10 protein-coding genes, 1 tRNA gene and 1 pseudogene are annotated in these 11,571 nt (G+C 64.8%); 7 read left to right on the top strand and 5 right to left on the bottom strand.

All coding sequences use genetic code 11. The annotated features are described in order from the left end of the window. The 3 genes from JNK68_03620 to JNK68_03610 form a co-directional block, all read left to right on the top strand. The coding region (locus tag JNK68_03620) for a hypothetical protein (protein MBL8539439.1) at window positions 1-2,567 on the top strand (2,567 nt) is incomplete at its 5' end. 77 nt (window positions 2,568-2,644) lie between these two features. Beyond that, the gene (locus JNK68_03615) at window positions 2,645-3,079 is read left to right on the top strand and encodes a YeeE/YedE family protein (GenBank protein ID MBL8539438.1); all 435 of its coding nucleotides are present in this window, start codon (window positions 2,645-2,647) and stop codon (window positions 3,077-3,079) included. A 4-nt stretch (window positions 3,080-3,083) separates the two neighbouring features. Continuing rightward, complete coding sequence (locus JNK68_03610; GenBank protein MBL8539437.1) at window positions 3,084-3,539, top strand: YeeE/YedE family protein; 456 nt, start codon at window positions 3,084-3,086, stop codon at window positions 3,537-3,539. A gap of 74 nt (window positions 3,540-3,613) precedes the next feature. On the opposite strand, the gene JNK68_03605 is transcribed toward JNK68_03610, so the two are convergent. Beyond that, window positions 3,614-5,029 carry a hypothetical protein gene (locus JNK68_03605; GenBank protein ID MBL8539436.1) on the bottom strand — a complete coding sequence of 472 codons (1,416 nt, stop codon included), beginning with the start codon at window positions 5,027-5,029 and terminating at the stop codon, window positions 3,614-3,616. A 335-nt stretch (window positions 5,030-5,364) separates the two neighbouring features. On the opposite strand from JNK68_03605, the gene JNK68_03600 reads away from it, so the two are divergent. After that, the gene (locus JNK68_03600; protein ID MBL8539435.1) at window positions 5,365-6,267 is read left to right on the top strand and encodes a transglutaminase family protein; all 903 of its coding nucleotides are present in this window, start codon (window positions 5,365-5,367) and stop codon (window positions 6,265-6,267) included. A gap of 287 nt (window positions 6,268-6,554) precedes the next feature. Beyond that, the gene (locus tag JNK68_03595; GenBank protein ID MBL8539434.1) at window positions 6,555-8,024 is read left to right on the top strand and encodes a hypothetical protein; all 1,470 of its coding nucleotides are present in this window, start codon (window positions 6,555-6,557) and stop codon (window positions 8,022-8,024) included. Between the two features lie 190 nt (window positions 8,025-8,214). Here JNK68_03595 and JNK68_03590 read toward each other — a convergent pair whose 3' ends face one another. Next, window positions 8,215-8,475, bottom strand: a complete 261-nt coding sequence (locus JNK68_03590; protein MBL8539433.1) for a hypothetical protein — start codon at window positions 8,473-8,475, stop codon at window positions 8,215-8,217. Between the two features lie 192 nt (window positions 8,476-8,667). Further along, window positions 8,668-9,201, bottom strand: a complete 534-nt coding sequence (locus tag JNK68_03585; GenBank protein ID MBL8539432.1) for a hypothetical protein — start codon at window positions 9,199-9,201, stop codon at window positions 8,668-8,670. A 47-nt stretch (window positions 9,202-9,248) separates the two neighbouring features. Between JNK68_03585 and JNK68_03580 the strand changes: the two are divergent. Next, a pseudogene (locus JNK68_03580) lies at window positions 9,249-9,503 on the top strand (transposase domain-containing protein). 290 nt (window positions 9,504-9,793) lie between these two features. Here the strand turns inward: JNK68_03580 and JNK68_03575 are convergent. Both JNK68_03575 and JNK68_03570 read right to left on the bottom strand, forming a co-directional pair. Next, window positions 9,794-9,869: transfer RNA gene (locus JNK68_03575), tRNA-Thr, on the bottom strand. Between the two features lie 965 nt (window positions 9,870-10,834). After that, a complete protein-coding gene (locus JNK68_03570; protein ID MBL8539431.1) occupies window positions 10,835-11,017 on the bottom strand; it encodes an IS3 family transposase in 183 nt (60 codons plus the stop codon). A 91-nt stretch (window positions 11,018-11,108) separates the two neighbouring features. Between JNK68_03570 and JNK68_03565 the strand changes: the two genes are divergently transcribed. After that, window positions 11,109-11,571: helix-turn-helix domain-containing protein (locus JNK68_03565; GenBank protein MBL8539430.1), on the top strand; the 463-nt coding region annotated here is incomplete at its 3' end.

Below are 11,571 nucleotides of genomic sequence, written 5' to 3'. Positions count from 1 at the left end.
AGAGCACGTGGGAGAAGCTCGCATCCTTCTGGAACGACCCGGGCGAGTGGATCCGCCGGACGCGCTGGCGCATTGGGGAGTCGCTGCGTCTCGCGCTGCTCGCGATCTTCCCGCTCGCGGTTCTCGCGCTCCTCAATTTCGTCATGCTCGGCACCGATCAAGGGGGGGACCTGCTCGTCGGCCTGCGCGAGCCGATCGACGCAGTTCAGCAGTGGGCCTTCGTCCTGTTGGCGGCATACTTGGGCTTCGCCTGCGGGCTCGCGGCCTGGATCGCGGTGCGTGTCGAAACCGATGGCGAGGTGGCACGTCTCGCGGATGACCCGGAACGCGTGCGCTTCCGCCGCCTGCTGCAGAACACTGTGGTGCTCGTGTGTACGGTGCTCGCACTGGTGCCGACGTGGATGGCGCTCGTCAGCGCGTCTGTCGCGCGTGCGATGCTCGGCGGGATTGCGCTGGTGCTCTTGGGAAACATCGTGCTCTTCGGCAATGTCCCGCCGGCCAAGCACGCCTTCGGCGTGTTGGAAGACATCGCCGAAGCGCTGCAGCATCCGCAGGCACAGGGCGTAGTGAATCTTCTGCTGATCCTGCTGGCCGGAGTCGGTATCGGCATCGCCTGGTACCTCCAGGTTGCGCTCAAGTCTCTGCTCGTATTCGTCGCCGCGCTGCTGCTCAGTATTGTGGTCTTCGGTCCTGGCGGCTGGGCAGAGCGTCTGAGCGAGACGAGGCTGCGGATCCTTTTCCATCCGCAGCGCTGGTACCTGGTACTGCTCGCCCTCGGCTTCCTCGGTGCCGCGATCGTCTCGTTCCGGCCCGGCCTGCTGGGCGCTGCCGGCACGATCCTGCTGGCGCTCGGCTTCTGGACCCTGCTGCTGACGGGTGCCATCTGGCTCGTCCGCAACTCGCGCCCCCTGCCCGTGCTTCTCTCGGTGGTAATCCTCCTCGCCATGCAGATGTTCCCGCTGCGCGAAGATCCGCACCGAGTTGCCCTGGTGCAGCCTGAGGTGGCCGATGCCGCCGCAATTCAGACCGTGGTCGACCGGCGCAGGGACTTCGACGCCTACGTCCAGGCATGGCTCGCGAAACGCGATATCGGCGCACGCGAGCGCTACCCCGTCTATTTCGTCGCGACCGAAGGCGGTGGCATCCGCGCCGCGTACTGGACCGCTCTCGTGCTCGCTCGCCTTCACGTGGCCACTGCCGGGGCCTGGACCGATCAGGTCTTTGCGGTGAGCGGCGTGTCCGGCGGCAGCGTTGGCGCCGCGGCGTTTGTCGCCGCCCTTGCCGAGGCGCGTGCGCGCGATCCGGGATGCAACCCCAGAAGGATCGACTTCACCGCGGCCGATCGTGACCGACTGTTGCAGATGCTCGAACGCGATCACCTCGCGCCGGTCAGCGGCGGCCTGCTCTTCGGTGACACCTTCAGCGTGGTGACGCCATGGCTGTGGTTCGGCCACGACCGCGCCTGGCATTTCGAGCGCTCCCTGACGGACGCCTTCCGTGCGCAATTCAACGGCTCGCGCCGCTTCGAGCGGCCGCTGAGCGCTTTGTGGGCCGAAGACGCGGAGTGCCTCTCGCTGCCGTCGCTCATTCTCAACTCGACCGAGGTGCGCACGGGCAAGCGCGTCCTCATCACCGATCTTCCGGTCATCGAATCCAAGGTGCGGGACGCCGGCGTGCTGCAACTGCCCTACCCCGAGGTCCGTCCCCCATGCTCCGACACTGCTGGGAATGACGCACGGCTGACCGGCGATCTGTCTCTCGTCAGCGCCGCCCACATGTCTGCCCGTTTCAGCTACGTGAGCCCCGCAGGTCAGCTCGTGACGCGGGAATGCGGCAGCACCGGCGCCATCCGCGAGGTACATCGCCAACTCGTCGACGGTGGCTATTTCGACAACTCGGGCGCGGCGAGCCTGCGCGAGCTTCTCGCGGCATTCACCGCCGCGGCTGCACGCGCCCGCTGTGGGGAGCACACCTGCGCGGAACACCTCGATCTGCGCGTGCTGCTGATCGAGAACGAACCCAGGGCACCGGTCTACCGCGGACTGGACGATCCACTACGCACGCCGGCCGCGGGGCCGATCTCGACGACGCTCGCCTGCGACGGCCGGCCGGTCGAACCTGGCGAGCGGGGCGCGAGCCGCGCGTCGAATCGCACCGAACAACAGTTGATCGCACCGCTCGCGACCTTCCTGAACGCCCGCGTCGCCCGCGCCAGCCTGGCGAAAGACGAGCTCGGCGAACTCGTTCGGCAGGCGAACGCAGCGGTGTACCCCTCGTGCGGCGCCGCGTTTGGCGCTGCCGAGTGTTCCAGTAAGCCGAGCATCGTCGCGTTGTCGATCGCCGAGTCCGCCTGCCGTCGCGACAACGATGCCCGGGTCGCGGACCCTCCGCTGGGCTGGGTTCTCTCCGCACCGGCGCAGAGCACGATGCGTCGGTATGCCTGCTCCGAAGGCTGGCTCGGACGCCTCGCGCTACGCGGCGGCCTGACGGAAGACTGGCAATCGCGGGACAGCGATCTGTGTCGCGAATACCGGAAGACCCCGTTGGGCAACCAGCCGGACGCCTAGCGTCAGGGGTTGCTGGGTCTTGACGGCACGAAGCCACGCGGTCGATGCTGTGCTCTGCCTCATCACCGGCTTGCGACATGACTATCGACTGGACTCATTTCACGGCGCTGTCGGCGCTCATCGGCGGCGTGCTCATCGGGCTCGCGGCTGCAACGCTCGTGCTCGTCAACGGCCGCATTGCCGGCGTGAGCGGCATCCTCGGCGGTTTGCTGCAGCCCAAGCGACAGGACACGGCCTGGCGTGCCGCCTTCGTCGCCGGGCTGATCGCCGCCCCCATCCTCTATCGGCTATTCGCCGCGCTGCCGGATATCCGCATCGACGCGGAATGGCCGACGCTGGTGCTGGCAGGTCTGCTGGTCGGCGTGGGCACCCGCTACGGCTCCGGCTGCACCAGCGGCCATGCGGTCTGCGGTGTGTCCCGATTGTCGCCGCGCTCGCTGCTCGCGACGCTCACCTTCATGGCGACCGGTTTCGCAACGGTTTATCTCGTACGCCATGTCCTCGCGGGGTGAGCCGGTGAATATTCTGGGTGCGCTGCTCTCGGGATCGATCTTCGGGCTTGGGCTGGTCGTCGCCGGCATGGCGAATCCGGCGAAGGTGCTGGGCTTCCTCGATCTCGCCGGCGACTGGGACCCGTCGCTGGCGCTGGTCATGGTCGGTGCGATTGCAGTGGGCGCATTGGCCTTTGCCATCGCCAGGGGGAGAACGAGATCCTTGTCCGGATCTCCGATGCAGCTGCCCACGGCCCGCCGGATCGACCTTCGGCTGATCGGCGGCAGCGCGCTGTTCGGCGTGGGGTGGGGCCTGGCCGGAATCTGTCCCGGTCCGGCGCTGGTGCTCATCGGCGCCGGTGCCGCGAAGGGCTGGATATTCCTCGGCGCGATGCTGGCCGGGATGCTGCTCTTCCAGGTCCTGGAACGTCGATCTGCAGCGCTGCCTGCCGCCGCCGCGGCCGGTGGTCGCTCCGATTAGAGCGTCGGATCAAGCGCCCGCGCGCGAGATCATCGGCATCAATGCGCGCGCGTACCGCGTCTGGGACGATCGATCTAGGGAATCTGCAGGCGCACCGACGCTTCTGCCGCACGCACTGGCGCATCCTGCAGCGGCTGGCCGGCGGAGACGCGCGTGGTGGTGGTGGAATCCCCGTCGGCAGCGCGCGTCATCCAATCCTCGATGATGTCCCACGTGGTGAACATCTTCACCAGGTAGTAGCGGGTTTCGTTGTTCACGATCACCGCCCGGACGAGCGCGCGCTTCTTCCCGCGCGCGATCGCCTTGCGGTACTGGAAGGCCTGCACCGGCAACTCCAGTGCGCGTGCCGCATCCGGCAGCGCCTCCGGCGGCACTTCGTTGTACAGCTTGATCGCCTGGCCGCTGCCGGCGTTGTAGGCTGCCACGGGATAGGCGACTCCCACGTCATAGTCGTCGCGGAACAGGCGCAGGGCATCGTCCGGCATGCGCGCGAGTTCCACGTCGAGCAGGCAGATCGCCGCGCGCATGCTGTTGCGAAGGTCGCGACCACCGCTCTGGAACGAGGGATCGAGCCTGGCGTCAGTGCACTTGCGCACCAGCATGGAATAAGTGCCCGGCCGATCGCCCTTCCAGTTGTCGGTGAACTGGTACGGGCCGATCGCATCCGCGGAGGAATTCGAGAAGTAGAACGGTGCGGAATTGATCGCGTACTCGATGGCGACCGCCTCGGCCGTGCGCTTGGGGTCTTCCCGGAACTCGGCGTCGTCCGACTGCTCGATCGTCCCCAGCATCAGCAGCACTTCCGGCGGCCACACCTGAGACAGCAATTCATTGGGGAACGCGAACGAGCGCGCCCCCGTAGCCTGCAGGGTGCCGAGCGCGCTGCGGACATCGCCGATCCACCGGCGCACCCCCGCGAGGACGAGCGCGTCGGTGAACGCACGTCCGTGATACTGCCGCTGATAGGCCGAGTAGACCACGGGCTGCACTTCGCCGAGCACGCGCGGATCGCGGCTGCGCCAGTACTTCGAGGGAATGCGGGGATGCTTCATGGCGAGAACGGTGAGCGGTCGTCCGTCCTTCTTCACCGAGAACTTGAGGCGCGCGATGCCGACGCCGCCTTCGTGAGCCACCTCGTAACCCGGCGTGAGGCGGGTAAAGACAAAGTTGGGCATGTCGCGCCACAGCGGCCGGTATGCCGGGAGCGGATGCGGCACCCGCACGGCAACGGTGTGCAACGTGCCGTCGCATTCGTCGTAGGCGGCGATCGTGATGCGGCGGGACAACTCGACGACCTTCTCGTTGCGCACGACCGTGCGCTCGACGAACTTGCCCTTCTTCCCGGGGACGCGTTCGCGCACCCTGACCTCGCGCCCCAGGTCGCTCGTCTTCCGCTCCATCACCGGCGTATCGAGCACCTCCAGATACTCGCGCGCGTTGCGCACCTGTTCTAGGAACTGTTCGGCGGTGAGGAGTCGCGCGTCGGGCACGCAAGCGCCGTCGTCCGCGAGGACGGGACGCGTGAGGCAAAGCAGTATTCCAGTGAGGAGAAGGGTTAGATCGGGGGAACGGGTCCTGTGCGTCACTTTGGTGCTTCCAGCCTGCAAATGAGAGGTGCTCCAGCCAGCCCGCGACTCGATCGCCGTAGCGGCAATGGTGCGGTGCCGAAGACGCCGCGCGCAGAAGCAGAAGCCGGACCATCCGGCCGGGTTGCGCGTAGGACGAACCCGGACGCCGCAATCAGGCTTTCACCGATCGCGGCGACGGTACGAGACAGGCAAAGTACGCCTCGACATCCACGGACAACGACGGAACAGCCATCGCCATGCGCTTCAATCCCCAGGAAATCGCGGACAGCCGCGTCCGCCTCGCCTACAGCGTCGAACTGCAGTACGAAGTTGCGGGACCAGCGGAGTTTCTGCTGAACGTCCATGCCGCGCAGACGCCTCACCAGAGCGTCGCGGAAGAGTCGTTCCGCCTGTCACCAGAGCGGGAGGTCACCGTGGATACGGATCCGGTCACGGGTAACCGTATCGCTTCGTTCGACGCCCTGCCGGGCAGCCTCGTCGCGCGTTATTCGGCGGCGGTCGACATCTTCCACCGCATGGTGGATCCGGACTCCGTCGTCCCCGACGGCCCGGCCTCCCTGCCGGTCACTGCGCTCAAGTTCCTGCACCCCAGTCGCTACTGCCAGGCGGACCTCGTCCAGCAGCGCGCATGGGACATGTTCGGCCATCTGCCGCGCGGCTATGCGCAGGTGTGCGAGGTGCGCGACTGGGTGCGCGAGAACGTGCGCTTCCAGGTGGGCGTGTCCAACCCCCGCACCTCTGCGGTGGACACCCTGCGCGAGGGCGTAGGCATATGCCGCGACTTCGCTCACACGATGATCGCGTTGTGCCGGGCACTCAACTATCCGGCCCGTTTCGTCACCGGCGTGGACTACGGCGCCGATCCTGATCTCGGCCCGCCGGATTTCCACGCGTATGTCGAGGTCTACATCGGCGGCTGGTTCCTGTTCGATCCCACCGGGATCTCGCCCGTCACCGGACTGCTGCGCATCGGCACCGGGCGGGATGCGGCAGACGTTTCGTTCGCGACGATCTTCGGGCCGGTCGGAACGGGGATGCCCCGTGTCCAGGTCAGCGCGGTCGACGACGCCGTTCAGGGCTTCCGCGTACCGACTCCAACGGACCTTGCCGTATCCACTGCCACCGAGGTCGAAGCGTAGCGGTCCGAGCGATCACATCCCCGGCAACGCCCGCGACAACGCGGGCTTCTGCTGTCGACCCGCGGTCGGGGACCCTTCGACGTAGGCGCTCCGGCCGATTTACCTGCCACCCGCGCGATCACCACAATGGTTGCCGTGTCCTTCGCGTCGCACGCACAGCCGACGTAAGAAGGACCACGAGTATTCACGACCGCGAGTGGCAGGGCGCAGACCATCGAACAAGACACGTGGGACGCCGCACCGCGTGCTCGTGAATCAGCCCGACATCCCGATTCAAGGAGCACACCGTGGCGCAATTCACCTGGACCCTCAAGGGACGACTCCTCGTCCGCACGCAGTTTCAGCAACTGGCCGACGCCGACGGCCTGAAGGACGATCTTGCCGGCGTCGTGCCCCTGGCAGGCGTACGCGTCCGCGTACGCGCCAAGGAAACCAAGCTGGATCCGACCGGCTTCGGCGAATGGGGCGAGGACATGACCGATGCCGACGGCTATTTCAAGTTCACCAAGCAAAAGGACGGGAGCAAGCGCTTCTTCCAGGTGCAGGTGATGTTCCGCGACCCGGACCTGCTCAAGATCTATCCGGCGAATGATGGCGTGCTGTCCAAGGCATGCGACCTGGTGACCGACCTCATCCCCGGTGGCCCGCTGGTGAAAGTGGTCACCGAACTGGAGGAGGATCTGATCGAGGCTGCGCTCGGCGCAATCTCGCGCGTGAGCTTCGACGTCGACTGGATCACGGTCCACGAGGACAGGAAGAACGAGGATAAGCAGGACAACGGCACCGTCGATTTCGGCAACCTTATCTTCCAGTCGCCGGGCGACGAGGAACTCGGTGGGACCATCCAGCGCAGACACGCCGACCTCTGGGCGCTGTCGAAGAAGCTCATCGGCAAGCTCGCCGACTTCGGCTCCGGTCTCGGATTCATCGAGAAGAAACCGATCGCCATCAAGTACCCGCACAAGTCTCCGCTGGTCGGCGATCGCATCGAGCAGGCCTATGCCGATCCGTTGAACGACGTGGTTTTCCTCATCCAGAACTCACAGCGCGACAGCTTCGATCTCGAAACCGCGATGCACGAGCTCATGCACCTGTGGACCTATCAGCACTGCAGCGGCGAAAACAGGCTGGCGTGGCAGCTCTTCCTCCACGGCAGCACGCACGACGGCAGACAGTCCCGGACCTGGACGGCGTTCCACGAAGCCTGGGCGGAGTTCGCGAAGACGGAGCTGCACCGCCAGATGTTCGGCGCCGGCGCCACCTACTACGGCAGCAAAGAGTACCTGCGCGCGCCGCTCTCGCGCGCCTGGCTCAAGAGCCAGGGCATTCGCAAGCTGGACGAGATGGATCATTACGAGTGGGGCTGGATGTCGACGTTCAATCTGCTCGTCTACAACCGCGTGACGCAACTCGACCTGAACACAGCCGAAGACTACGCGACGCCCACGCTCACGCCATTCATGGCGCAGCAGGCCGACGTGAGCTTCGCCGACCTGCTCGGCGTATTCCTGCCGCACGGGGCGGGTGCGTTTCGCACCGAGATGACCCCCGACCAGATGACGATTCCCACCTATCTGGCCCGGCTTTCGGCGAGCATCCCGGACCGGTTCACGGCGGACCACGTCGCTGCCTATCTGGCGATCCTGGATCCGGCCGGTACCGGGCAGCCCAGGGATCTGCTCAAGCTGACCGTCACGCCCGAGCCGATACACCGCAACCCGGCTGACTTGCGGGACGTGCATGTGCGGAGCCTTTAGTCGCCGCGATACGAGGCGATATCGGTCGGTGGCCGGTCACCCTGATCGAGCCGAGCCATCGGACCGATGTCGCTCCGCGCCGAGCCTCCCGTGCCCGGGTGCATGTGTTAGGAGCAAATAGAACTGTCCGGTTTTGTAGCAAATGAATTGTCCGCTATTGTGTTCCCAAGCGGCGCGCCTGGCGGACCCCTCAGGCGGCCTGTTGCGATTGCTCTGTCATGAGCCTGCCGGCAGCATCGTAGTGGGCGAGCTTGCGTGGACCGTGAAAGATCGCCAGAGAGCGGTCCACATAGCGATGCACCCGCACCTTCGCTTTGACGTAGTGGTGGCGATGACGGTCGGCGGGAATCTGCAGCGTGAGCGCCGCGAAGCTCACGCAGTTATCACGCCCCACGGTGCGCTCGAACTGCTCGCACAGAATGTCGGCCAGGGCCGGACCGATATAGGGCACGTAGGCGCTGTCGGCCGCGGCCACCGCGAACTCGGCGTTGTAGGCCGGGCGGTAGACGTGCTCCAGGTAGCGGTTGGCCGTCTCGATGCTGTGGATGCCCGCCAGCGCCAATTCCCTGGGCAAGCGCGCCTGATGGGTGCGAAACGCCCGTTCCGAGCGCCCGCGCGCCTCGGGCGAATAGGCCGCCTGATGCTAGATGCCCAACTGCGCCAGCGCGCGGCCCACCTGGGTGAGCGCTTCTTTGTCCACCTTGCCGCCCGCCTCGGGGGTGTGGAAGTAGTGGCTCGCCCGATCGGTGTAGAGCATTGTAAACAGGCCTTGGGCGGCAATCGTCTGACCGATGCCGTGGAAGCTCGAGGCGCTGCCCTCTTCGTCTACGAAGAACATCGAGGTGTGCTCGCTGTTGGCATCGTCCATCGTCACGATCAGGTCCCAGCGCACCCCCGATACCCACTCGTGGGTCGAGCCATCCTGGTGCAACATCATGCCTCGCATCGGCGCCCGTTCCCGGCGCTTGCGGTGCTTGCCCTGCGCCGCGGACCGCTGCACCGCCCCGGCTGCCTGCAGCGTGTTCTTCACCCAGCTGTAGCTGCGCGTGCCGCCGTGGGCACGAAGGTACCAACCGTGAAAGTGGCGCACGTTCCAGCCTGCGTACCGACCCCGATACAACTCCACCACCCCCAGCACCTCGTCGACCGGGGCGCGCCGCCCCGATACCTGAGCCATGCGCCGGTCAAGCAGCCCGTCCAACCCCGCTTCTTCGTACCGATTGACCGATCGACAACAATTGGATCGAGAATCGGATCCGTCCGATCGCGCTCGGGCGCTCGAACTGGCTGTTTGCCGGATCGCTGCGCGCGGGCAAGCGTGCAGCGGCGGTCATGAGCCTGATCCAATCCGCTCGGCTCAACGGTCACGATCCGTATAGCTACCTCAAGGACGTGCTCGACCGACTGCCAACTCAACCCGCGAGCCGCATCAGCGAATTGCTGCCGCACAATTGGACCGCAGTGCTGGTTCCAAGCTGATCCCGCGCGTTCGGGCAAGATGTGTTGCCCGGACGGTTACGACCCGGGAGCAGATCAAGGGCGACCACATCCTGTTGCCGAAGACGAAGAACGGAGAGCGTGCGCTGATCCCGATCGTGAGTTCCATCCGGGAAGCTCTCAAGGCCATTCCCTTCGGGATCGACCGGCGCACCATGACTCGAGAAGATTGCCGTGATGAAGGTGGGGAACGCCTGAAACTTACGCAATCGGATGGCACACCAATGCGGACTATTCGGAATCGGATGGCAAGGGCTCAAGTGCTTGATTCTTGGTGCCGACTGCGTGACTCGAACACGCGACCTGCCGATTACGAATCGGCTGCTCTACCAGCTGAGCTAAGTCGGCTCAACAAACTTACAGCACGTTCAGTCCACTAAATACAGCGTTGCCAGAAAGGTGGCAGACAGCTTAGGGCAGGATACTTTTCTCCGTCACTCAAGTTCATAACCGCGGGAACAATTTTAAGGTTTTCATGCATATGCCGTCCAGACACGAGTTTTCTCCAGATCGGAATGATATGGTCAACGCGATGCTCCCTCACAGACACGCCTCTCTGCAGCTGCGGCAGATGATTCTGGCTAAAGCGGTCGAATGTAGCTGCATCCGGCTTTCTCACGCACGAGTGAACAGGTCGGAGACATGCGAGTAAAGAAGGTCGGAACCATTTTCGTGGACTCAGGGCGCGTATGGCTTGGCGACCCGCGCCATATCGGAGACGAGATGTCGGACTGGTCGGCGTTCTCCGACAAGATCGAGGGCGAGATTTGTCAGCCACTCGGAAATGGCATTGGCCTCTGTGTGCCTTCCGGGGCAGGGGATGGGGAGTATCCGGTCTACGTGGAGCGCGCGCAAGATGGCACTATCACGACCCTAATCGTGGAGTTCGATTTACGGGATGAGGGTGAATGATGGTCGATCTCACTTGATTACCCCTGAATCCAGAAGCGGAAAGGCATGAATTCGCCGGTTACGTAACGCGGGATGTACTTAGGGCTGCTCGCCCGGACATCGCCCAGCGCGTCGTGCGTGGGGTGCATAGCGGCGGCGATCGCGGCCAACCGCCTGATTCGGATGATCCCGCTGCCCTGCGATTGGCAAGAACAGCGATCGCTGCTGAGACAGTTCTCACGAAGGCGGTACGGCGTGCTCGCTGTCAGCCGGCGCCTAGTCCGCAGCGGCGACGTGGTCGGCATATTTCCGCTGCAGTGGTGCGGCATTCTTGTGGTACTGACGGACGTATCGCATGAGTTTCTTGTCCAGGTCTTTGACGCTGGTGAATACTGACCCTGCCTCGAATGACGTACACCACGCTATGCCGCCATCAGGCCGGATTCGGCCTCGACCGGGGAGCGATATTGGATCGACGTATGCATCCGCACACAATTGTAGAAGCCTTCGATCCAATGGACGATATCGAGTCTGGCCTGGGCTCGGCTGTCATATCGGAACTGATCAGTACGCTCGACCTTCAACGTTTTGAAGAAGCTCTCCATCGGCGCATTATCTGTGGGTGCCACACACATTCTTTCACTGTAAGCTGAGCGGGTGAACAGGCTCGTTCGTCAGCGACTTCAGTGGGTCCGGATGTACGAGGTCACCGACGACGCTGGGCTGACCTGCCGCCGCTGTGGTATCTCGCGACCGACGCTGCGGCTGTGGACTCGGCGCTACCGGGAGTTGGGTGAGGTGGGGCTGGTTGGGCTAAGCCGTCGACCCAAGCGGTCGCCAGCTCGCGAGATTTTCGACGCCGACCGGGAACTGATCCTGTCGCTTCGGTGCGAACCCAACCTGGGCGCGCGTCGGATTCAGGCCGAGCTCAGGCTTGCTTATGGCATTGAGCTGTCGATCACGAGCATCACGAAGGTGCTCGACACCGCGGCCGTGCCGCCGCTGCGCCCGCCTCGCCGGAGGAAGCGGCCAACGCGCTACGCGCGACCCGTGCCCGGTGATCGGGTGCAGTTGGACACGATGAAGGTTGCGCCAGGCGTCTATCAGTACACTGCTGTCGACGATTGCTCGCGTTTTCGGGTGCTCGCGGTGTACCCGC

The organism is Betaproteobacteria bacterium, from assembly GCA_016791345.1.
GTDB lineage: Bacteria > Pseudomonadota > Gammaproteobacteria > Burkholderiales > JAEUMW01 > JAEUMW01.
Note: the sequence above shows the minus strand (reverse complement) of the source record. Positions and strands in the feature narration are given on the sequence as shown.